The 23,982-nt window shown below is 71.2% G+C and carries 14 protein-coding genes; 11 read left to right on the top strand and 3 right to left on the bottom strand.

The features are described 5' to 3' along the window. The first annotated feature begins 86 nt into the window (after positions 1-86). From WME75_RS43375 to WME75_RS43345, 7 genes are all read left to right on the top strand, one after another. Entirely contained in the window at positions 87-1,427 is a 1,341-nt protein-coding gene (locus WME75_RS43375; RefSeq protein ID WP_437483608.1) for a ketopantoate reductase family protein, read from the top strand. Between the two features lie 209 nt (positions 1,428-1,636). After that, complete coding sequence (locus WME75_RS43370) at positions 1,637-3,595, top strand: hypothetical protein (RefSeq protein ID WP_437483606.1); 1,959 nt, start codon at positions 1,637-1,639, stop codon at positions 3,593-3,595. A 2-nt stretch (positions 3,596-3,597) separates the two neighbouring features. Further along, positions 3,598-5,442, top strand: a complete 1,845-nt coding sequence (locus WME75_RS43365) for an acetyltransferase (protein ID WP_437483605.1) — start codon at positions 3,598-3,600, stop codon at positions 5,440-5,442. Positions 5,443-5,471: 29 nt separating this feature from the next. Next, a complete protein-coding gene (locus WME75_RS43360) occupies positions 5,472-6,965 on the top strand; it encodes an outer membrane protein transport protein (RefSeq protein WP_437483603.1) in 1,494 nt (497 codons plus the stop codon). 716 nt (positions 6,966-7,681) lie between these two features. Beyond that, a complete protein-coding gene (locus tag WME75_RS43355; protein ID WP_437483602.1) occupies positions 7,682-9,085 on the top strand; it encodes a sigma 54-interacting transcriptional regulator in 1,404 nt (467 codons plus the stop codon). Beyond that, the gene (locus WME75_RS43350; RefSeq protein WP_437483600.1) at positions 9,054-12,365 is read left to right on the top strand and encodes a protein kinase domain-containing protein; all 3,312 of its coding nucleotides are present in this window, start codon (positions 9,054-9,056) and stop codon (positions 12,363-12,365) included. Before WME75_RS43355 ends, WME75_RS43350 begins: the two co-directional genes overlap by 32 nt. A gap of 461 nt (positions 12,366-12,826) precedes the next feature. After that, the gene (locus WME75_RS43345) at positions 12,827-13,822 is read left to right on the top strand and encodes a hypothetical protein (RefSeq protein WP_437483598.1); all 996 of its coding nucleotides are present in this window, start codon (positions 12,827-12,829) and stop codon (positions 13,820-13,822) included. A 340-nt stretch (positions 13,823-14,162) separates the two neighbouring features. Here WME75_RS43345 and WME75_RS43340 read toward each other — a convergent pair whose 3' ends face one another. Together WME75_RS43340 and WME75_RS43335 are read right to left on the bottom strand one after the other, a co-directional pair. Then, positions 14,163-15,698: a hypothetical protein gene (locus tag WME75_RS43340; RefSeq protein ID WP_437483596.1), complete on the bottom strand. Its 1,536-nt coding sequence runs from the start codon at positions 15,696-15,698 to the stop codon at positions 14,163-14,165. A gap of 359 nt (positions 15,699-16,057) precedes the next feature. After that, on the bottom strand, positions 16,058-16,999 hold the full coding sequence (locus WME75_RS43335) for an SMP-30/gluconolactonase/LRE family protein (protein WP_437483595.1): 942 nt from the start codon (positions 16,997-16,999) through the stop codon (positions 16,058-16,060). A 626-nt stretch (positions 17,000-17,625) separates the two neighbouring features. Between WME75_RS43335 and WME75_RS43330 the strand changes: the two genes are divergently transcribed. Further along, positions 17,626-17,772, top strand: a complete 147-nt coding sequence (locus WME75_RS43330; RefSeq protein WP_437483593.1) for a hypothetical protein — start codon at positions 17,626-17,628, stop codon at positions 17,770-17,772. Between the two features lie 21 nt (positions 17,773-17,793). Here WME75_RS43330 and WME75_RS43325 read toward each other — a convergent pair whose 3' ends face one another. Beyond that, entirely contained in the window at positions 17,794-19,680 is a 1,887-nt protein-coding gene (locus WME75_RS43325; RefSeq protein ID WP_437483590.1) for a multicopper oxidase family protein, read from the bottom strand. A 137-nt stretch (positions 19,681-19,817) separates the two neighbouring features. On the opposite strand from WME75_RS43325, the gene WME75_RS43320 reads away from it, so the two are divergent. The 3 genes from WME75_RS43320 to WME75_RS43310 all read left to right on the top strand — a co-directional run bounded on the left by WME75_RS43320 (position 19,818) and on the right by WME75_RS43310 (position 23,801). Further along, positions 19,818-20,774 (top strand): LysR family transcriptional regulator, encoded by a 957-nt coding sequence (locus tag WME75_RS43320; protein WP_437483587.1) that lies wholly within the window; start codon positions 19,818-19,820, stop codon positions 20,772-20,774. Positions 20,775-20,936: 162 nt separating this feature from the next. Further along, positions 20,937-21,683, top strand: coding sequence for an ABC transporter ATP-binding protein (locus WME75_RS43315; RefSeq protein ID WP_437483584.1), 747 nt, complete (start codon positions 20,937-20,939; stop codon positions 21,681-21,683). Beyond that, complete coding sequence (locus tag WME75_RS43310) at positions 21,684-23,801, top strand: ABC transporter permease (protein ID WP_437483582.1); 2,118 nt, start codon at positions 21,684-21,686, stop codon at positions 23,799-23,801. Positions 23,802-23,982 lie beyond the last annotated feature (181 nt).

The raw sequence follows: 23,982 nt of genomic DNA, 5'->3' as shown, positions 1-23,982 counted from the left end.
TCCCGCGTGTCCAACCCCACTGTCCCCCCATGCCGCTGCCCTCGAGCCCGTCGAGCCCGCGCCGCAGCGGTGGTAAGGGATCTCTCATGAGCTTCATCGATTCACCCGGCGAGCTTGCGCCGAGCTCGCCCGCTGCCCGCGCTTCCTCTGCTCCCCGCCTGCTCGTCGTCGGCTGCGGCGGGATCGGCGGCATCGTCGCCGCGCATCTCTACGAGCAGGGCCACGACGTCACCGCCTTCACGACGAACCCCCTCATCGCGGACGCCATCAACGCCGCTGGCTTCCGGGTGCGCGGCGAGGCGAGCCCGGGCACGGTCCGCGGCCGCGCGGTGCGCGAGCTCGGCCCGGACACCCGCCCCTTCGACTACGTCCTCCTCGCGACGCAGCCGCCGCAGGTCGAGGAGGCGGCGCGCAGCGTTGTCGCGCACCTCGCCCCGGCGGGCGCGATGATCTGCCTCCAGAACGGCCTCTGCGAGGAGCGCGTCGCCCGCATCGCCGGCCCGGAGCGCACCTTCGGGGGCATCGTCGCGTGGGGCGCCTCGATGGTGGAGCCCGGCGTGTACGACCGCACCTCGAGCGGCGGCTTCGTCCTCGGCCGGCTCGACGGCGCGGGCGACGCGCGCCTCCACGAGCTCGCGCGGATCCTCGAGGCGATCGGCGCGACGACCGTCACCGACAACCTCGCCGGCGCGCGCTGGTCGAAGCTCGCCATCAACTGCGCCATCTCGTCGCTCGGCACCGTCGGCGGCGATCGCCTCGGCGCGCTCCTCAGGCACCGCTTCGTCCGCCGCCTCGCGCTGGAGATCATGACCGAGACCGTGCAGGTCTCGCGCGCGACCGGCGTGCGCCTCGAGAAGGTGGCGGGGACGATCGACCTCGACTGGATCGCGCTCACGGACGCCGAGCGCACCGCGGCGGGCTCGCCGGGCCTGTTCGCGAAGCACGCGCTGCTGCTCGCGGTCGGCGCGCGCTACCGCCGCATGCGCTCGTCGATGCTCGCCGCCATCGAGCGCGGCCGCCCGCCCGCTGTCGACTTCCTGAACGGCGAGGTCGTCGAGCGCGGCGCCGCACACGACATCGCGACCCCGATCAACGCCGCGGTCCGCGAGGAGGTGCTCGCGATCGCCGCCCGCAAGCGCAAGCCGAGCCTCGCTCAGCTGCGCGCGCTGTTCGACCGGACGCGCGAGCTCGTGGGCGCGCCGTCGTCGTCCATGCGGCCCCCGCCCGCGGACGCGCCGCACGAGCCGTCCATGGCGGCGGCAAGCGCCCAGACGGCCGCATCGGATGAGCCGTCCGTGGCGGCAGCGGACGTCCAGGCGGCGGCGCCGGGCGAGCCGCCTGTGGCGGCGACGGACGTCCAGGCGGTCGCGCCGGGCGAGCCATCCGTGGCGGCGACGGACGCCCAGAGCGATCGCGAGGGCACGTAGCGTCGAACGTGGAGCGGCCGGCAGGGACGGAAAACCAAAAGGACACCGGGGGACACCGACACTTGTCCCGGCGTTCTTTGCGTCGTCGCGGATCGCGCTCTCCGCGTCGTCGCGGCGCGATCTCTTTGTCGCGCCGGCGCGTCGAAGTTGGGTAGCATCGGGCGTCTCTTCCTGTGGATCTCGAGAAGGTCCCTCGACGAGGAGCCCTCATGACGCACTCCCCGCTCGCTCAGTCCCGACGCGGCGCCGCGCTCGGCGGCCGTGTTCCCCTCTTGCTGCCCGCCGCGCTCGCCGCGCTCGCCGCGTGCAGCGGCGGCGGAGGCGGCGGCAGCGGGGCCGCAGGCGGCGGGGGTGGTGGTGGCGAGGGCGGCGCCGGCGGCGGCCCCGTCATCGAGGAGCCGAACCGGTTCCGCCTGCGCATCGACGACGCGGAGGTCCCGTCGGTCGTCCTGGAGCTCGACAAGCAGAAGGCGCTTCAGGTCTTCGGCGAGGACGGCGCCAAGCAGATCACGATCCTCAACGTCGACACCACAGGCCTGCTCCAGGACGCGCTCCAGCAGATCCAGAACGCGTGCGGGACCTCGTGGCAGAACGACAGCGAGAGCCCCGGCCACAACTGCGCGCTTACCCCGCTCGGCCAGAGCTTCGGGGCGGCGTGGCGGACGTCGCCGGAGTTCGCGCTCGTGCGCCTGCTCAGCATGACGCCCGCCAATGCCGATGTGACAGGGACGTCCCTCGAGGGGCTGTACACGTTCTTCGACGACAATCCCGGCACCTTCGCGTTCGACTTCGCCGACGTCCTCGCCGATAGCATCACCCTCGATCTGACGGTCCAGCCAGAGCCGACGGCCACACGCAGCAACCGGACGGCCCCGCTCGTACCGATGGACAAGCTCATCAGCGCCCTTCAGCAGCAGCTGCTCGGTACGCACCCGGCCATTCCCGCAGCGGACGGCGTGAGGTTGCCCGTGACGCTCTACGAAGCCCTGTTCGACCTCCAGCCGCTCTCCGAAAAGCTCGGCCCCTCCGGGGACCATCCGGGCGTGCTCGTACCCGACGACGACGCATTCACCACCAGGAGCGATGTCCTACAGCCCGACTTCCTGATGCGCGTCGTCGCCGAGTCGGGCCTGCGCAGGGTCTCCGGGGTCGATCTCTCGAGGGGGGGCGGTGACATGTTTGTTCGCGTGGGCGACGCGCCGCTCCGGTTCGATTTCAACGATCCGGAGAAGCTCCAGATCACCGGCATCGCACAGGCACCGATCGTGGACATGCGGATCGCGCTCCGCGAGCTCCCCGACGCCATACGATCTTGCACCGGCACCCCGGACTGCAAGACCAACTCTCCGGACAGCCCGGTCGGCACCGATTCCGTCTGGTCAGTTCCCCCCTATTTGCTCGAATCCATCGTTGCCACGGCCGGATACCTCACGTACGGCACCCGCGTGCCCTTCTCGGGGTGTTATTTCCGGGCGAGCGGGGCGTGCCAGCTGGGCGTGAACATCGGCCAGGAGGGCGAGCCGCTCGGCTGGTCCGTCTTCCTGGGCAACATCGTCTTTCCGCCCAACCCGCCGCCCGACATACCGGAGCCGCAGTTCTTCTGGGAGCTCCTCACCGATGTTGCGCAGGTCGCCATCCACGACCCGACCGGCGATGGCGCCCCCGAGATCGCCGAGGGCGCCGCCCAGCCGGTCTACGCGCTCCACGGCGTCAGCATCGGCCTCACCGGCGAGCAGATCCTCGCCGACCTCCGCCCGACGCTGCAGAGCCAGGCGAAAGAGATCGCCGAGATCATCCTCGGCAGGTACTGGGTCAACAACGACGCGCTCGACTTCTTCTACGACCGCGGCGCGCCGGGCGGCGCGCCGACCCTCTTCTTCGTGGCCGAGGGCGACCTCCGGCCTCCGGATCAAAGCGCGGAGGCCCCGCGCGCCTACACGTACGAGAGGCCCGGCTTCTTCACGAGCCCGGACCTCGACGAGGCGAGCAAGGTCTCGAAGAAGGAGCTCGAGGGCCTCGCCGACACAGCGCACGAGAAATACAGGCTGCCGCCGGGCGAGACCACGCTGTACACGCAGGACGACGAGGGCGCCGTCTACGAGGTCCGCTTCCACGTGCCCGACAGCGACGATCCGGTGGAGATCACCGCCGACGTGGAGAGGCTCTGATCATGGAAGCGCGAGACAGCATCCGCCCCGCCGCCCCCGTCCGCCGCCGGCCCGCCCGGCTCTCCCGGCTCGGCCCCCTGGCCGCCGCCGTCCTCGCCTGCGCGCTGCCCGGCTGCGTCGACGCCGTCACCGTGGAGCAGCCGCCGCCCCCATCGGCGCTCGGCGTGAACGAGAGCCGCGCCCTCACGCTCGAGTTCCTGCGGTTCGACGCGAGGGGCTTCGCCAAGACGCTGACGCTCGACGAGCTCAAGGCCATCCCGCGGCCCACGCTCGAGGGGATATGGCTGCTCGATCTCGACATCGCGGCCCTCATCGAGAACGCGCTGCTCAAGGTCATGTACATGCCCCCCGCCGAGATCGCCGCGCTCCCGCCCGCGTCGCGGAACCTCGTCGGTCTCCTGAACATGACGCCCGAGAACGCCGATCTCCGCGGCACGAGCCTCGAGGGCCTGCTCGGCGTCGGCAACGCCGTCGGGCTCCCGACGTCGAAGATCCTCTCGGACCTCGTGGGCGCGGCCGGCAACGAGCGGCTCATCCCCGTCCAGATCACCGCGCAGGCCGTCCTGGAGAACCTCGTCAGCACCCACCCGAACACCCAGCGCCGCAGAGGACCGCCGAACGACGAGCACCCGGACGGCGTCTACCCCGTCGCGCCCCACTCCATCCCCGTCACGCTCTACGACGTGGTCACCGACTTCGCCGGCCTCGCCGAGCAGTTCGGCCCGGCGCCGCTCGATCCGGACCCCGAAGACCCCGACAGCCCGAAGATGCACCCCGGCTTCATCAAGGCCGCCTCCGGGGTGAAGGCGGCCCTCGACGACTTCACGATGACGGTCCGGGTCGACGTCAACGCCCTCCCGTACAAGGGAGTCGACGCGACGAGGGCCGGCGTCGCCAGCGTCAACAGCACGCCTGGCCAGATAGACACCCTGTTCGATTTCAGCGAGCCGGACTGGCTCGTGCTCGACAACCTGGCCAGAAACCTCAGCATCGGCGAGCTGACCCTGGCCATCCCCGAGAGCGCGACGTACCTGCCGGGCGGCACGAGCCGGGAGCCCGCGCCGCGCGGCGATTCGCCCGTGTGGGAGCAGCCGCTCTGGGAGTTCGAGCACATCCTCGCCCGCGCCGGCGAGCTCAGGGCAGCGCGGATCGAGGACCACTGCGCAAGCTACGGGCCCCAGGGCACCTCCACGAGCGACTTCCAGCCGGTGAAGGTCTGCGTCGACGACACCGGATGGACCGAGATCAGCGTCGACGACAGCATCGTCCTCGAGGAGCCGCCGCCCTCGCCTTCCTACTTCTGGGACATCCTCCTCGAGGTGGCCCAGGCGCGGCTACACGACGGCGGGCTCGACGAGGGGGAGGCCGACCTCGAGGTGACCCTCCGCGACGTCCCGGTCGGCGTGAAGACCGAGGATCTCGTCGCGAGCATCAAGGAGAACCTCGCGAAGGATCCGGCGGTCCTCAAGGAGATGGCGATCGAGCTCAACGACAACGCCGCCGGCGACGCGGACTTCTACCTCTACCAGCCGAGCACCGAGAGCGGCGTCGCCGGCCAGCGGGATTACCTCTACTTCGTCGCGCCCGACGACATCCGCAAGGACGCCGAGGGCGCGCGCGTGCGCGACTACGCGTACGAGAGCCCGGGCTTCTTCGCCGACGCCGCGCTCGCGAAGAAGGTGTCGACGATCGAGGAGATCGACGGCGATGCGCTCCACGAGAAGGTGGAGGTCCAGCCAGGAGATACGCTGTATTTCGCGGACGACGAGGGGCGCCGCTACGAGATCAAGATCGGCGACAAGCCGAGCGCCCATCGCCTCTCACTCACCCTCACCCGGATCCAGTGATCGGCCCCCCCACCGTGAGGACCCGTGTCATGACAGGAGCTCTGCCGACCCCGCGGCCCCGCGCCCGTGCCCGTGCGCGTGAATGGCCAGGACGTGCGCTCGCCGCGCTGGCGCTCGCGACAGGCCTCGTCTGCGGGACAGCGGACGACGCGCGCGCCTCGGGCATCGACGCGCCGTGGGTGACGAGCGGCGTCTCGGGCCCGACGACGTCCGACGCCGCCGCCGTCTACTGGAACCCGGCTGCCCTCGCGGGCGTCGAGCGGCCGGAGCTCCTCCTCGGCGCGGGGCTCATCGTCGGCCACGCCACCTACAAGCGCGAGCGGCGCGGCGCGTACCAGACGCCGGACACCCTCCAGTTCAAGCTCCCGCTCGATCCGGCGAACGTCGCCCCCGGCAAGGCCGGCGCGGCCGAGGTGGTCTCGACGACGCCTGTCGCGCCGACGGGCAACGCCTTCCTGGCGATCCCGGTCCTCCCGAAGCGCCTCACGGTGGGCGTCGGCCTGTACGTCCCTTATGCCGCGGCGCTCAGCTTCCCGAACGGCGCGCAGCGCTGGCAGCTCCAGCAGGCGTTCATCGTCGCGAGCTCGCTCACGGTGGCCGCCGGGCTCCGGGTGACCGACCAGCTCTCGCTCGGCGCCGGCGTGTCGTACGTCGGCGGCCTGGCCGAGCTCTCGAAGGTGCAGGACTTCGCCAGCCTGAAGGAGTTCCGCGACGGCCTCGCCTATCTCAAGCAGGACAACGACTTCGGCCCGACGACGCCGTCCGAGCTGCGCGAGCTCGACGTCCTCGCGCGCCCCATCGCGCTCAAGCAGGCGTTATCGCACGGCGCCTCCTTCCACGTCGGGCTCGCCTTCAACCCGAACAAGGACCTGCGCTTCGGCCTGACGTACCAGCACAGCGCCGCGATGCGGTACAAGGGCAAGTTCGCCATCGACATGAACCACCCGTTCTTCACGCAGGACCTGGCCGAGCAGGGCCTGCGCTACAAGCCCCTCGTCGAGGGCGACGCGGAGCTCTCGTTCACGCTCCCCAAGCGGCTCACCGCGGGCGTCGGCTACCGGGTAAACGACAAGCTCAGCGTCGATGGCCTCCTGTCGTACGTGCTCTATTCGGACATCGAGGCGTTCGTGGTCAAGGCCTCCTCGCCGGATCTCGCCCAGCCGAAGCTCGGGATCGCCGATAGCGTCACCGTGACCTTGCCCCGCCGGTGGAACGACACGATGTGGCTGGAGGTCGGCGCCAAGTACCGGCTGAGCGAGGCGCTCCTGGCGACTGCGTCGGTCGGCTATCAGTCGCCGGCCTCGCCGGACAGCACGATCGACGTGGCCTCGCCCGACAACCACCGGCTGATCGGCGACATCGGCGGCGTCCTCACGCTGAGCGATCGCGTCTCGCTCTCGGGCGACGTCCGCGTGCAGGGCATCCTGCCGCGCACGGTGACCGAGTCCGACTACGACCTCGGCAACGGGAGGTACACGCTGGTGCTCACGACGGTGGGCGGGCACCTCAAGGTCGTGTTCTGACCGCGATTCGCTGACCACCGGCGGCGCGACGACGCGAAAGCGCCGCGGACCCGTCAGCGGCGATGCGGCCGCGTCCCCGCCCTGATTCGTCTCGGCCGGGCTCCTGCGCCAGCGCACGCGGCTCGCGTGACGCCTCGAGCTTCCGCCTCCTCGCCGGGCAGACAGGCACTCTGACGAGCTGACATCGGGCTTGCTTTGGGATGACGCGCCGGCGCTCGATCCGAGGGAGGGCGCCGGAGAGACCGTGATCCCTCACAAGGAGAGTTCCATGAATCGCATCGTCAATAGCACACTCGCGATCGCCGCTTGCGCCGCCACGCTGGGTATCCAGGACCCCGGAGACGCACCGCTGGAACGGCGGATTCTTCGTGACCCTGCTCGGTGATCCCGCCGAGGGCAATGTGACTACCGTGGCCCACCTGGCCTGCGACGGCGAGGCGCTGCCCTCGATTCCTGAGTGACCGCGCGGTGATTCTTCAACGACTTCCCGCAGGCCTAATCCAGAGTGCCTGCAGCGCAGCTCGGGCCGCGGGCGAGACCGCCGCGAGGGCCCGCCCCGCGCGCCGCTCCATCGGCGCCAGCGCGAGCCGCAAGCACCCCAGGACGACGATCCGGCGATGGCTCGGAAACCTGGGCGACGCAGCACCAGAAGCCGCCTCACCAGCGCTCCGGTGGAGGTATTGACCACCGTGGTTCGGCCCTGTAATCACGGAGCAGTGCCGGGCCGCCTCGACAGCAGCACCCTGTCCGCGAGCGGCGGGCCGCAGGAGCCTCGCTGTCCAGGGCGCGGCCCCTGCCTCTTCCTCGTCCTCGAGAGCCATCGGCCGTTCAGCGCTCCGGCGCGCGTCTCCCTGGAGGCGATCGATGAGGTGCGCGTCGGCCGCGGCCCGGCGCGGAGCATCACCGCCGCGGCGGATACGAGCGCGCGGTGGGTCGATATCCGCCTCGACGACCCCTGGCTGTCCTCCAGGCACGCGCGCGTGATCCGGATCCTCGGCCGCTGGACCCTCGAGGACAGCGGCTCGAAGAACGGCAGCTTCGTCAACGGGGCGCCGCAGTCGTCCGCCGTGCTCGTCGACGGCGACCTTGTCGAGCTCGGGCGCACGTTCTTCATCTTCCGGGAAGCGCTCGCCTCCGAGCACGGCGACGCGCCGGTCACCGCGGCTTCGCCCGCGACGGCCCCCGCCCCGGGGCTCATCTCGGTCTTGCCCGAGGTCGTCGCGCTGTTCGAGCGGCTCGCCCTGGTGTCGCGCTCGGCGCTCTCGATCCTGCTCCAGGGAGAGACCGGCACCGGCAAGGAGGTCATGGCGCGCGCGGTCCACGCGCTCTCCGGGCGGTCCGGGGAGCTCGTCGCCGTCAACTGCGGCGCCCTCCCCCGCGATCTCGTCGAGGGAGAGCTCTTCGGCCACCGGAAGGGAGCGTTCTCCGGCGCGATCGACGATCGCCCCGGCCTCGTCCGCGGCGCCGACCGCGGGACGCTCTTCCTCGACGAGATCGGCGACCTGCCCGGGCCGGCGCAGGCGGCGCTCCTGCGGGTGCTGCAGGAGCGAGAGGTGCGCCCGGTCGGCGGCACGCGCGCCGTACCCGTGGACGTGCGCGTCGTCGCGGCGACGCACCGCCCCCTCGAGGGCATGGTCGCCTCCGGCGAGTTCCGCGCGGATCTCTACGCGAGGCTCGCCGGGCACACGGTCGAGCTGCCCGCGCTCCGGTCCCGCCGGGAGGACCTCGGCCTGATCGCCGGCGCGCTCCTCGGGCGCATGGAGCCGGCCCTCGCCGACCGCCTCCAGATCCACCCGCGTGCGGCGCGGGCGCTGCTGATGTACCGCTGGCCTGGCAACGTGCGAGAGCTGGATCAGTGCCTGACGTCCGCGGTCGTGCTCGCGCATGGCGGCGGCACGATCGATCTCGAGCACCTGCCGGCCGCGATCCAGCGCGCGGGCGGCGAGGCCGGGGCGGTGGGCCTGGGCGACGACGAGGCGAGGCGCGACGCGCTGGTGGCGCTCCTCCGCGAGCACCGGGGGAACATCGCCTCGGTCGCGCGCGCGATGGGCAAGGCGAGGATGCAGATCCAGCGCTGGATCAAGCGGTATGGGCTCGATCCCGACGCGTTCCGACGCTGAGGCGCGCCTCGGCGGTGCAACAGCGGGCGCCCTGAGCGTCGAAGCAACCTTCGCGCGCCGGTACCGGATCGTCCGCGTGCTCGGCGTGGGCGCGATGGGCGCCGTGTACGAGGTCATCGACACGGAGACGGATCGCCGCCGGGCGCTCAAGGTGATGCACCCCCACACCCTGGAGCGGACCGATCTCCGCGAGCGGTTCAAGCTGGAGGCGAAGGTCGCGGGCAAGGTCGACAGCCCGTTCCTCGTCGACGTCGTGGACGCGGGCGTCGACGACGCGACCGCGACGCCCTTCCTCGTGATGGAGCTGCTCCGGGGCGAGACGCTGGCCGAGCGATCGGGGCGCTCCGGGTCGATGGCGCCGGGCGAGGTGCTCACCTGCCTGAGCCAGGCGGCCGCCGGGCTCGACAAGATGCATCGGCTCGGCATCGTCCACCGCGACCTCAAGCCGAGCAACCTGTTCCTGGAGCGCAGGGACGGCGAGGCGCCACGGCTCAAGATCCTCGACTTCGGCATCGCGAAGGTGGTGAAGGAAGGCGCCAGCCACGAGCCGACGAGCGTGGCAGGGACGCCGATGTACATGGCGCCCGAGCAGTTCCGCGGCTGCCAGGTCACCGCCACGGCTGACGTGTATGCGCTCGGGATGATCGCGTTCGCGCTGCTCGCCGGGGGGGCCTACTGGGAGGACGAGCGGCGCGGCGAGGACATCGTCGCCTTCGCCCTGGTCGCGGTCGGCGGTCCCGCGGAGCCGGCGACGGCGCGCGCTCGGCGCCGCGGGATCGCGCTGCCTCCCGGGTTCGACGCGTGGTTCGCCCGCGCGGTGGCCGTGGCGCCGGAGCAGCGGTTCCCGAGCGCCGGCGCCGCCGTGGCGGCGCTGGCCGAGGCGCTGGGGGTCGCCGGCTTCGCGCCGGCGGTCCCGCCGGAGCCGGCCGGCGTGCCAGAGCTGGCCGGCGTGCCAGAGCTGGCCGGCGCACCTACCGAGCTGGCGCCACGTCGCGAGGAGCAGGAGATGGCCGCCTCCACGAGGACGGAGGATTCGACCACGTTCCCCCGCGTCGACGCCGTCGGCGACACGACCCTCATTTCCCCCCCGGATCCGCTCGGCTCCATGGCGCTCGCGTCCATGGCGCCCGCGGCGCGCGCTCGCGTCACGCCGGACGAGGTGCCCGCGCGGCCGCCGCCGGGCGCGCCCAGCACGGCGCCGGCGCGTCGTCGCGCCGCGCGCTGGCTCATCGGCCTCGGCGGCGCCGCGGCGATCGCCGGGCTCGGCGCGCTCCTCTCGCCGCGCCTGTGGCCGCCGCAGGGCGGCCTGCCGGCCTCGACGCGCGCGGCCTCGCCGCTCGATCCGCCGGCCGCGGTGCTCGCGTGTCCCGTCCTCGACGCCTCCGGCGTCGAGGAGCCCTCGGGCTGGCTCGGGGCGGCCGCGGCGGCGACGTTCTGCGAGCGCGCGCGGGTGCTGCTCGGCGGCAGCACCGCGCGGACGCTGACGCCGGCGGAGCTCTTGTCGCTGCCCCGCCAGCCCACGGACAAGTATCCCGTGGACCCGTACGCGTCGCCCGAGGCGCGCCCGAGGACACTCGCGGCCGCGCGGAGCCGCGCCGCGGCCTACATCGACGGGCAGGTCGCGAAGGAGGCGTCGGGCTTCCGCGTCGCGTTGACGTTGCGCGGCGCAGGCGGCGCAGAGCTCTCCCGGGCGGACGGCGCCGGACGGGCGCTGGTGGTGGCCGTCCGCGAGGCCATGTCCGCGATGGAGCGCTCGAGGGCGCTCCCCAGGGCATCGCGCCTGGAGAGCGAGGTGGCCGATTTCTCCGGGGCGCGCGACGTCGACGGCGCGCTCGCGCTGCTCGATCTGTCGATGGCGATGATCCACAACGCCGGCGAGCTCGCCGAGGAGTGCCGGCGGCTCGACACGCGCGCCGGGATCGCCCCGGAGATGGCGCAGGGGGAACGGTACCGCTGCGCCTACACGCTCGGCCTCCCCGCCCCCGAGGTGGTGCTGCCAGCGGGGGGCGACGGCTCGCCGGGCGCGGTCGCGGCGCGGGCGCGCGTGAAACAGATGGTCCACCACGCCGACCAGCCCGAGGCGGCCGCGGAGCTCGCGCGCCTGTACGAGCAGCAGCCCACCTCGTGGGGGCGCTCGACGCTCGCCGCGAGCGCGTCATGCCTGCTCCAGTCGTTCGATCCGGGCCGGGCCGCCGAGATGGCGCTGCTCGCGGTGCAGGCCGAGCCGAAGAACCCGATCGGGGAGTTCTGCGCGCCGTGGGTGCAGCTCGTCACCGTCTCGCGCGGGACGCCCAGCGAGGAGAGCTCGCTGCGCGCCATGCAGGCCTGGGCGCCCTGGGACGCGTACAGCTGGCTGATGGAGGCGGTCGCGCCGCGCGACGCCGCGCGCGGCCTCGCGTTCGCGCGGCGCGCGTACGCGCTCTCGCCGCTCGACACCTATGTGGCCGACGTGCTCGCCGACAGGCTGCTCGCGAGCGGCGAGCGGGAGGAGGTGCGCGGGATGGCGCTCGCGCTCGCCGCGGGCGGCTACCCGACGCACCGGGTGGAGAGCGAGCTCCTGCTCGTGCGCATGGAGGCGAGCGCGGCCCGCTTCGGCGCCGCGATGGAGAGGGCGAAGCGCGCGATGGACATCTCCCCGGAGGACGCCGGCTGGGTGCGCGGGCAGCGGCTCGAGATCGCGTGGCGCGCGCTGGAGATCGGCCTCGTCCTGGGGCGCGCGGGCGAGATCGCCGACCTCGCCGTCGCGCGGTTCATCGACCCGGATCCGCCGCCGCTCGACGGGACGCACATCGCCGTCCCGCTGCGCATCCCGGCCCTGTGCGCGCGCGCCACGAGGCCCGTGTCGCGCCGCTGCTTCGCGCGCTTCCGGGCGCTCCGGTCGAGGTTCCTGGGGGGGCTCCTGCCGGGCACGGACGCGTTCGTGGCGGGCGCCGAGCGCTACGCGGAGGGCGATCTCGCCGGCGCCGCGCGGGCCTTTCGCCCCTTGCTGCGCGACCCGGGGCCCTTCGCCGAGGTGCTCGCCGACGCGATGGTCGCGGCGTTCGAGCGGACGGGCGAGGCAGAGCTCGTCGAGCGGATCGAGGCCGCCGTGGCGGGCGGCGCGGAGCGGCTGAACGGGGCGAGCCTCGCGACGGCGCGCGCCGCCCTCCGCGCGGCGCGGCGCGGAGCGCGGGCCGAAGCGCGCGCGCTCGCCCGGCGGGTGCTCGACGCGTGGTCCGCGGCGGACGAGCCGGTGCCGGCCGTGGCGCAGATGCGCCGGCTCGCCGCGGCGGTCGAGTAGCGGCAAGCGGGAGGGGGCAATCCGCGCCCTGGAATCCGGGATCGCCGCCCCACCGCGCGGCGACCATGACGCTGTAATAGCCCATCTTGCCCTGGGGTTATTGAGGACGCGGGGACGGGTGAACTCGAAGGGATCGTCGTTGAGGTCGTTCCCTCCGGGGCCTCGGGTGCAACACCTGTTGCCACACCCTGCAACACCTGTGGCGCCGCCGGGGCCCCGCGCCCACGCGGATCCATGGCGCCGGCAGCGCAGCGCGGGCCACGGGAAAGGGCGCCGCCACGTGACCATCCAACCATCTTTCTCCGGGGTCTTCTTTGCATCCGACACGGCACGCCACTTGCAAAACTTGCAAAAATTGCAAACTGACAAAACCGGCTTGCAAAAACCGAGGCCCCGGACGCACCAAACGCTGGTTCGCGTGCGCCCCAATGCCCTAGCTGCACCCGACCAAGGAGATTCCTATGCGCACAGCCATATCCCTTGCTACCGCCATTCTCACCCTGTCCATCCTCCCTATTGGATGCGATGTCGACACGACGCCTGATGGCAATGAGCTGGAGGCCGCGGAGGAGAGCGAAGTCACCGAAGTCACTGCAACGGCTGAGCTCGCGATCAACGCCAGCCAGCGGCAGGGCGTTGGGAAGATATACGATACCGGCGCGGCGATGGGCTTCGCCGAGTTTTTCGCCTCGCTCGTCGACTGGTCGGCGTCCGGAGATAACACGCAGATCGACTACGATAATATGAATTCGTCGCTCAATTTTGCCGCCACGACGCTCCCCGACACCCGCTATGCAATCTCGGCAGCCGGTTACAAGCCGCAATCGCCAGACCCGATCGGCAAGGATGTCCAGAAGCCGTACTCGACCGTCCTCGGTCGGCGTTACGAAATCGCCGCAGCAATCGCCAACAGCTCCACCTACGCCGCATATTACGATCTCGGCGTGAACCTCGCCATTGCCGAGAGCCAGGCGCTCGTCGCATCGTGGCTTCCGACTTCCTGGAGCTATGCCTGCTGGGCGCTCGATTCAGCGCTGAGCAACGCGAACGCGCTGAATAACCGTGTGCGGATCGACGTCAGCGCGCTCGCGACGCTGCGCACGGACGTTTGCAACAATCGTCCGGCGAACGCGTCGCCCCGGATCAAGACGCTCCGCGAGCAGTATGCCTATGCCGTGTACACCACCGCCGAGCCCCCTCCGCCTTGCGGAAATGGCGCCTGCACCAACGGCGAGACCTGCTCGAGCTGCCCCTCCGATTGCGGGGCCTGTCTCTGCCCCAACAACCCGGGGGGCCAGCCGAACAAATACGCATTCTGCATCTCCTGCCCCAACGCCTATGGCAACGCGTATAACTCCACGCGCTACGAGACCGCGTGCACGTCCAGCACCGCGTTCAGCTGGGTGCAGGGAACCACGTCGTCGAGCTGCTGGATCTACGCAAACGCCTGCCCCTGAGTGTCATTCCGGGGGTGGAGCCGGAGCCCCGGCGTGATTTCCGCGCCGGCGCCCGCGGGCTATGGGATCTGAATCGCCAGCGAACCGCAAGAGCGTCACCCGGCGATCAGCCGGAACACGGGGAGCTCTGGCCGACAGGTGAACCGCACAGGAAGGACGCTGGTGCCGACACCGCGGCTCACGTAAATCCTGCCCTGCGCAGCGTCGTACATACCCGAGCGAAATCGGCAGGGCCCCCGGCGGGTGCTCGACGCGTCGTCCGCGGCGGACGAGCCGGCGCCGGCCGTTGCGCAGATGCGCCGGCTCGCCGCGGCGATCGAGTAGCGGCAAGCGGGAGGGGTCAACGGCCGTGCGTGGGCACGAGGTGGCGGTCTGGTTTGCCTCGAGACTCCGCGGAATCCTTGGTCACGGAGGCCCCAAAAAGACCACCATCGAGGCTGCACGCTTCGGCCCCGGCGTTCCCCGAGAGGTCGCACGGGTCGTTGAGATAGATCGTGACGGGATGCTTGTAGGTCTGGGGCCGCCACTGGCACTCGGGGTAAAGCACATTGTCGTACTCGCACTGCCCCGTGGCGCCGGACGGCGGCCAGCACTGGCCGGGCTGGTTGACGAAGCAGCTATCCTCCGGAGACAGGCACAGCCTGTCGGCCATGTACGCCTTCCCGTACCTCCAGACGTGGCTGAAACAGGCATACTGATTCGCCGCCAGCATGTCGGACATGGCCGGGGAGCCGGACAGATTTTTGAGGGAGCCGTCGAAGAGATTCCCGTAGAACGCCCCCTCGAGGTACGTGAACACCTCGGCCTCCGTCGCCGGGTAGCTGCCGTCGGCGGACACCTGCGCGTCGAATCCGGGATCGCCGCCCTGCGGCGAGGCGACCATGACGCTGTAATAGCCCATCTTGCGCCGGGGGTCGGCGCGGTTGCCTGGACATGTGAACGTGATGCGATGGTTCTCGCTTTTGATATGCCCGCTGAGGAGGTGCCTCGAATAGCTCCGCGCAACCTCGCCCGGCTCCTTTGGGTGATCGCAGGCGTGGAGCCCCTCGCAGATGCGCACGAAGCGAGGGTACGATCCAACGCCGGCCTGGGTCGATGTGATCGTCACCCTGCTCTCGGGCTGGCAGCGCCCCACGAAGCGCGGAGAGAAGCCGCAGTTCCGGGACTCTCCTCTCTGGAGCTCTTTGTCGCTGCACTCCTTCTGGTGGATGCTCGGGATCGGTGTCCCGCCCTTCTCGCGGAAGTACGTCTCGACAGGCACGACCGGCTGCAGCCGAAAGAGCTGTTCCGGCTCGCCGCGCATCGAGATGACGACCTTGTCCCCGTTCGCGTTCACCCGGGCGAGGACGCACGCGGAGACGGCCTGCTCGCAGTCGGACGTCGCCGGCTCCTCGGACCAGTCTCCGAGGGGCGAGCTCTCGTCGCAGAGCCCGAGCTCTCCCTTCCATTCGATGCGCGGCTCGGACGCGTTCACCGTCACGACGGCGCCCGGGTCGAGCGCGCACGAGGTGATATACTCCATCAGCGAGCTCGTGTCTTTCAGGTCGCCGGTGCGCTGCCCGTTGGTGAAGCTGTTGGCGATGGCCAGGTACGCCGGCCGGACGCTCGCGCTGTTCAGCGGCTCGCGCGCGAGGCCATTGAGGAGCGACTTGTTGGCGGCCAGCGCCTGGACGCTGAGCCCGTTGCGCGGCATGCCATTGTGGAGGAGCCCCCGGGAGGCCCTCGCGGCGGCGGGGTTCGGCGGCGCCACGCGCTGGGACGAAGGAGAGGGCGCCGGGGGCGTGGGCGGAGGTTCCGGGGGCACCGGCGGGCGCGGCCCGCAGCCGAACGGGAAACTGATGGCGACGAGGACGAGGGCCGATGTCCGCAGACTCATGGGTCCAATGTCTCCTTGGCGTTGCGCCAGAAAAGCGGAGGAACACGCCGGGCGAGGCAAGCGGCGGCGTCGCCCAGCCTGTGGCGACGACCGGCTGATGCAAGGGCCGTACCGGGTGACCGGGGCGCCGCGGCGCGCTCCTGATCACCGCCCCTCCGGGGCCTCGGGTGCAACACCCTCCAACAGCCGTGGCGCCGCCGGGGCCCCGCGCCTACGCGGATCCATGACGCCGGCAGCTCAGCGCGGGCCGCGGGGAAGGGCGCCGCGGCGGCTCCCTCCCGCGGTGTCATCGATCTACCCTGAATCCAGAGAAAACGCACCCATTCCCGGCGCGCGCCGATCTGTCAGGCATCCTGCACTCAATAGGGATAGCCGGGAATGGCCATCTCGATCGAGTACAGCGCGCGGCCCGCGGTGATATAGAGCGTCCTCCGGTCGGCCCCACCGAACGCGACGTTCGACGCCTTGCCTACCCCCTCGATCGTGCCGAGCCTCGCGCCGCCCGGCGCGATCACCTCGACGCCGCCTCGCCATCCGACGTAGAGATTGCCAGCGCAATCGACCGTCATGCCGTCGGCGTCCGCCAGGTTGGCGATGACCTCGGAGGTGGGGCCGGCCGAGCCGTCGGCGTTCAGGGGGTACCGCCGGACCGGGCCGCCGAACTCGCCGGCGTAGAGCGCGCTGCCGTCGGGCGAGAGCGCGACGCCGTTCGGGCTGTCCAGCGTGTCCACGACGCTGACCTCGCCGGACGGCGACACGCGGTACACCGCCATCGGCAGCTCCGGGCGACCGCTGAGCTGGAACTCCGGGTCGCTGAAATAAACGTTGCCGTCACCCCGCACGACGACATCGTTCGGCGAGCTGAACCGCTTCCCCATGTACCCTTCGGCGATCGGGCGCCGCGCCCTCGTGCCGAGGTCGAACACCGAGACGCTCCGCGTGTCGTGGGTGCACGCGATGAGGTTCCCGTCGACGTGAAGGCCCAGCCCGTTCGTCGAGCTGTCCTCGATGAACACCTCGAACGAGCCCGGCGGCGTGAACCTGTGTATCGTCGCCCGCGGGCCGTTGAGCGGCGGCGCGTTCTCCTCGTCGAGGTGCAGCTCCGAGAAGTACAGCGCGCCCTCCGCGGCCACCCAGACCGGCCCCTCGACGTAGTCGAACCCGTCGCGCACCCGCTGGGGCCTCCCGCTCGGCAGCGGATCGTCCGCGTACGGTCCGCCCGGGCAGATCCGCCCGCCACCGCCGCCTCCGCCCTCGCCTTCCCCACCCCCACCGTCGCCTCCGCTCCCGCCGCTCCCCACGGCCGCGGCTCCGCCCGTCGCGCCGCTCGCGCCGCTCGCACCGCTCGCGCCGCTCGCGCCCGTACTGCCGCTTGCGACCGTGGCCCCCTCGCTGCCGGTAGAGCCGCCCGGACCGCCACCGCTCCCCGATGACAATGCAGGGACTGCGCCCCCGTCACCACAGCCGAGGGCTGCCGCAGGCAGGATTCCCCATAGCATGGACGAAAACCGAGCTCTCATAAGCAAAGACCTCCGTTCGAAAACGAGCAAAGCTCGAATTTATACAGATCCTCAGGGGATAAGAAAGAACAAAACGATTCGAGGATGTCAAGGGTGGATCGCCGCGCTCACCTCAGATGACGGAAGGTTCCTTATGCGTTCCGCCTCCCTCCTGGAAAAGTGACGCTGTATCAATAATTATCCATGCATCGACAATGAGGCCGCCCTGAGGTCAAGGGCTTGAGCGCTCTCTTTGCGCGGCTGGCCGGCTTCGGCTCGGCAGCGGCGGCGCTCGGCGTCCCAGCCGAAGCTCGGGATCGCCGATAGCGTCACCGTGACCTTGCCCCGCCGGTGGAACGACACGATGTGGCTGGAGGTCGGCGCCCGACAACCACCGGCTGATCGGCGACGTCGGCGGCGTCCTCAAGGTGAGCGACAGCGTATCGCTCTCGGGCGACGTCCGCGTGCAGGGCATCCTGCCGCGCACGGTGACCGAGTCCGACTACGACCTCGGCAACGGGACGTACACGCTGGTGCTCACGACGGTGGGCGGGCACCTCAAGGTCGTGTTCTGAGCCGCCGCGCTCACCGGTCGATCACGGCCCGCACAGCTCGAGATCCGGCGCCGGCGGCGCCGGGTATGCGTCGGTCGCTCTCTTCGCGAACTGGCACTGCAGATCGTCCGGCAGACACCCGCTCTGGGAGATGCACGCGCCGTCCTCATCCTTCCCCAGACACAGGCACTCCTGATCTTCGGGATCGCAGATCTCCACGAGCTCCATCATCCCTTCGTCCTCGTGGTTCAGCTTGTGGCAGTGCAGCACGAACTGACCCATGAACTTCCGTGGATTCATGAGCACGTCGCGCGGTCCGTCCTCGAGCTGGACCCACATCGTGTCCCGCCAGTGGGGAAAGTTGGGCTCCTTGTTCGACGTGTTGGGGCACACAAGGAAAGGGTTGATGTGGATGTGGAACGGGTGGCCGTCGAACGCGCGGATCTCCCACCGCTCCGCGCTGCCGGCCGTCATGACACGGTCGCTCCGGTAGCCCCGGAGCCGCCGATCGTCGAACTTGCGGCAGCTGATGTTCGGATCCGGGCAGAGGCACACAGGCGCGTCCGGATCGATCGCGTGCGGGTGGTCCTCCGGATCGCACGTCTTGAGCGCCACGTCCGAGCCGAGATCGGGCGGCTGTGACCCCGGCGTGGGCACCAGCAGCACCACCTTCTGGTGCACGGTCTCGACCGAATCGCAGCTCACCTCGGTCATCTTGCCGTCGACCATGCCGGTCCACGAGGTGGGCGGGGCGAGCGCGGCCACGTCCGCCTCGCTGGGCAGGTTCACCTCGGTCGGCTCACCCGCGCTCGCGGCCACGTCGACGATCGCGATGACGCTGCCCTGGAGGTCGTTCGGCCGGCGGCCGACAAGACAGAGCGTCTGTTCCTGCTCGGGCATCTTCACCATCACGTCGACGCGGTACCCCGGTGATACCCACACCGTGTCGCTCCTGTAGAACTGCGGCAGCGTCAGCCCGTCGCGCGCGATCTGCGTCGTCTCGATGGGCTCCTTGTCGAAATCCGAGCACGCCGCGTCCTTCGCGACGTGCAGCTTCATCCCCATCTCGTCGGGGCTGCCCGCGTAGACCATGCGCCAGCGCTCCACCTGCCCGGGCGGCGTCACGAGCCGCGGCCTGAGCTTGCCGTTGATCAGCGTGGCCCGGAGCGTCTCGACCGCGAGGAAATCGGTCACCGACAGGTTGTGCTCGGTGCAGTCCTCCCCCTCTTTCAAGGGCACCGTGTTCTCGTGATCGATGGGCACCTGCGTCATGACCATGACCCGCTCTCGGGCCCTTTGGATGCCGGGGAGCTCGTCGAGCTCCCCCTCGATGAGGAGCGCCCCGGCGGCGCCATCCATGACCTGGATGGCCGTCGAACCGTGGATATGAGGATGGTACCAGTTGGTCCCCTCGTGATGGATCCCGTCCTCGTCGACATCCCAGCGGTACCGGGCGCCCTCCCCCGGCCCGACCTTGTGCAGCACGTGATCCCCGAAATACCGCTCACCCGGGGCGCAGCCGTCGCCCTCGCACGGGTCCGCGGGATCGTCCGTCGCGAAGTTGGGCTGCACGTGCAGGCCGTGCGCGTGCAGGTTCGTCAGGTTGAAGTCGTGACACGACCTCCCCCCGTGACCCATCATGCTCGCGATCTCGCGGAAGTCGCTCCTCGCGAAATCGTTGACCAGGTTCACGCGGACTCTTCGGTTCTCACCCTTCGGGACGCGGATCGTGGGCCCGCTCGTCATGCCGTTGTACGCGCGAAGACAGAGCCGCCGCCCGCCGATCTCCACCGCGCTCGGCCCGAAGTGGAGCTCGTACGCCCCGTCCCCGCCCGGCTGGAGCTCGGGGGGATCCTCGTAGATCGATGTCGTCTCCGGCGTCGTGCTCGTCTCCTCGCCTCCGCCGCAGCCCGCGGACGCGGCGGCCACGAGGGCCAGCGCTGCGAGCGATCCTGTCCGTGTGAGCGCATGTGAAGCGTCTCGTCCCATCGGCTTTGCTCCTCCAGGGACGACACTAGCGAGCCGCGCCGGATGTCGATGGCCGAAGACGGTCACCCCTGGCTAGAATGCGGACAGTGGCAGGAGGGTTGGACCTCGAGGAGCTGCGCGCCTTCATCGCGGTCGTCGAGGCCGGGTCGTACCTCGGCGCCGCGCGCGCGCTCGGCACGTCGCGCACGACGCTCCGGCGCCAGGTCGCGTCGCTCGAGCAGCGCGCCGGCGTCGCGCTGCTCGAGAGCGTGCGGCACGGCGTCCTGCCGACCGAGGCCGGGCAAGTGCTCGCCAAGCGGGGACGCGGTATGATGCAGGAGGCCGGCGCGCTCCTGGCCTCGATCCGCGAGGTCGGCGACGCGCCCTCGGGCACCCTGCGGGTCGTCCTGCCCGTGGGGCTGCCGCCGCACGCGCTCACGCCGGTCTTCGCCGCCGTGCGAAAGGCGTATCCGAGGCTCCACTTTCATTGCCGCTTCAGCAACGACCCGCTGGCCGAGGCCCTGACGGACGTCGACATCGCGGTTCACTTCGGCGAGGACGCGCCGCGGGGGCACTGGATATCGCACGTCGTCCTGCGCATCCGTGAGTGGCTGATCGCCGGCCGCGCCTACCTGGAGCGGCGCGGCACCCCCCGCACGATCGAGGACCTGAAGCACCACGAGCTGTTCGCGTGGCAAGCCCCCGGCGAGGACGCGCGGATCTGGCGGACACGGCGGGGCGCGTCCTTCACCGTCGCGCCGGCCCTCATCGCGACGGACATCCACTTCATCCGCCACTGTTGCATCTCCGGCCTGGGAATCGGCCTGGTCCCCGACGCGCTCCTGCCCGATCCGGGCCTCGGCCCGGACGTGCTCGTGCGGGTCCTCCCCGACGTCGTCGGCCAGGAGAGGCCGGTGCGGCTCAGCGTCCCGGAGGTGCTCTCCGAGATCCCCAAGATCAAGGTGCTCATCGAGCACGTGCGCGCGTCTCTGGGCCAGGTGGTGCCGGCGCGACGTAGCGTCGCGGCCGCATCTGCCCAGGACGAGACACCATGAAGACGGTAAGCCAATGAAACAATTGAATTTTTATCCCATCATTCCCGGATTCATGCGCCGGTCTGACCACCACCCGGCGGCAGGGAGACAGCGCTTCATGGCCGCGCGCGGAAGCGGGGTGAACACCGCGCGCAGATGCTGTAGACAGATCGCGATCCTCCCGTGAGCTCCGACCAGCCCGTCCTCCGCGTCCGCAACCTCCACAAGTCCCACGCGCTCGGCGCCACGCCGATCGAGGTGCTCCGCGGGGTCGACCTCGACATCCACGCCGGCGAGATGTGCGCGATCATGGGCCCTTCCGGCGTCGGCAAGAGCACGCTGCTCTCGTGCGTCGCGGGCCTCGAGTCCCCCGATCGCGGCGAGATCCGCGTCCTCGGCGAGGACATGGCCGCCCTCGACGAGCACGGCCGCACCCTCCTGCGCCGCCGCCGCGTCGGCATCGTCTACCAGTTCTTCAACCTCGTCCCGACCCTCACCGGCTACGAGAACATCATCCTGCCGTACCTCATCGACGGCGCCGCGCCGGACCACGACGCCGCCTCGCGCATGCTCGATCGCGTCGGCATGCGCGCCCGCGCCGAGCACCTGCCCTCGCAGATGTCGGGCGGCGAGATGCAGCTCATCTCCATCGCGCGCGCGCTCGTCCGCCGCCCTGCGCTCGTGCTCGCCGACGAGCCGACCGGCAACGTCAACATCGCGACCGGCCGCCGCATCATGGCGCTGCTCGCCGACGCCCTCCGCGACGCCGGGAGCGCCATGCTCCTCGTCACGCACAACGCCGAGGACGCCGCCCGCGCCCACCGCGTCGTGTTCATGCGCGACGGCCTCCTCCTGCACGACGCCGCCCTCGCGGGCCCCGCCGTGACCTCGGCCGCCGTCCACGACCGGCTGAAAGAGCTCGGCATCTGAATGCTCCTCCTCCGCGCCCTCTTCCAGCCGCTCGTCCGGATGCTCGCCCTGCGCAACCTGCGCGCCGATCGCTTCGGCGCGATGGCCGCCCTGCTCGGCGTCGCCCTCGGCACGGCCACGGTCAACGTCGTCCTCATCCTCGACGTCGGCACGCGCGCCGTCGAGGCGCGCAGCGCCGTCACGAACCCCGATCTCCCCGTCTTCACCGAGCAGACCGTCGCCCTGAGCGGCCTCCGCCCGGACGGCACGCTCATCGCCGCGGCCGACGCCCAGGAGGAGACGCACGAGGACTACGAGATCATGCGGTCGGCGATCCGCCTCGGCTCGCTCTCCGCGTTCCTCGTCGGCGCCCTCATCGTGTTCTTCACCTTCAACGTCGCCGTCGAGCGCCGCCGCCGCGAGATCGCCCTCCTGCGCAGCGCCGGCGCGCTGCCCCCGCAGGTGGCGGCGGTCTTCGTCTTCGAGGCCCTGCTGCTCGGCCTGGCCGGCGCGGCGCTCGGCCTGCTCGGGTCGATCCCGCTCGCGTACCTCGCCGCGAAGGCGGGCATCACGACGACGGGCCGCGCGCGCATCCCGCTCCACGCGATCCGCCTGCCCTGGAGCGCGATGCTGCTCGTCTGCGGCACCGGCGCCCTCACCGCGCTGCTCGGCGTGCTCCGCCCGGTGCGCGACGCGCTCCGCCTCGACATCGCGCGCGCCCTGCGCCCGCGCTTCCTCGAGGGCGGGGCCGAGCAGCGGCGCCGCATGCGCGGCGTCATGCTGCTCGCGCTGCCGTTCATGGTGCTCGTCTACGGCCTGCTCCGCCCCTTCTTCCGGCAGTCCGTGCCCCTGTTCGCCTTCTTCGTCCTCGAGGCGGGCCTCGTCTGCGCGGCGTTCCTCGCGGCCATCGTCTTCGTCCCGGACCTCGTCGCGCGCCTCGGCGCGCTCGCCGTCCGCCTCGCGCCGCGCCGCTGGGCCGCCGAGCGCCTGCTGCTCCGTCGCCGCGTCGAGCACAGCGGCCACGAGCTCGCCTGGAGCGTCGGCGGCGTGATGATGGTCTTCGCCCTCCTGCTCGCGCTGCACATCGCCACGGGGGCGCTCAAGCAGGAGGTCTCGGCCTGGGCGGGCCGCGCCCTCGCGCCCTACGCGTTCCTCTACCCGGACGAGCCGCTCGGCCACGCCCAGCGCCTCCTGCCGAGCCTGCCGCCGCGCCTCGTCGCGGCGCGCTTCTCGAGCCGCACGCCGTGGCCCAACGTCGTCCATGCGGTCCCGGCCGACGAGCTCCGCGCGCTCGCCGAGGCCACCGGCCGCCCCGAGTCGATCGCGCTCGCCCGCCGCTTCGGCCCGGGCAAGGCGATCGTCTCCACGATGATGGCCCGCCGCTTCGGCGTCGGCCCCGGCGATCAGCTCGAGGTGAGCGGCCGCGCCGGCGCGCGGCGGTTCGAGATCGTCGGCGTCACCGACGAGCTGGGCTATGTCCACGCGCCCGGCGCGTACCGCAACCTGCGCACCTACGCGGTCATCGAGGCGGCCGACTTCCCGGTCATCTCGCCGTACGTGCTCGCGATCGGCCACACGGTGGCGCTCGCCGATCCGGTGACCGGGGCGGCGGCGGCGCGGGGCGGCCCGGCGACGCCGCCCTGGGGCGAGCTCCTGGCCGACGTGCCGCCCGCGCGCGACATCCGGATGCAGACGGGGGTCGAGCTCGAGGCGGTGCGCCGCAAGGCGACCGGGCGTGACTTCGTGATCTTCGACATGATCCTCGGCTTCACGACGGTGCTCGCCGCGATCGGCGTGGCAAACCAGATGGTCCTGGCGCTGCACGCGCGGCGGCGGGAGCTCGCGCTGCACCGCGTGCTCGGGATGACGGCGGGCCAGGTCCGGCGGATGGTGCTGATGGAGGGGGCGCTGGTGGGCGCGCTGGGCGGCGTGCTGGCGGTCCTGCTCGGGATCCCGCTGGGCGCGGCGGCGCTCGGGGCGCTGCGCACGGTGTCGAGCTTCGAGGTCGAGCTCACCATCCCGCTGGAGTACGGCCTGCTCACGGCGCTCGGGGCGACGGCGGTGGCGCTCGGGGCGTCGCTTTACCCGGCGCGCAGCGCGGGGCGGAGCAACGCCGCGGAGTCGGTCCAGTACGAGTAGCGAGCTTCCTTGCCGGTGAGGTGGCGGCCCGGGCGCTGAAGCTCGATCCCATCGATGACGTCACGCTCGACCTCGTGGATGGACATCCATCGATGGGCGTGCCTCCTGTCGCCCATGCTGTCGATGGCCATCCGCGACGCCGTCGGCGTCCGCTCATGAGCCTGACAAATACGCATCCGCC

The organism is Sorangium sp. So ce1014, from assembly GCF_051521505.1.
GTDB lineage: Bacteria > Myxococcota_A > Polyangia > Polyangiales > Polyangiaceae > Sorangium.
The sequence above is the reverse complement of the archived record's forward strand: the minus strand, read 5'-3'. Positions and strand labels throughout refer to the sequence as shown.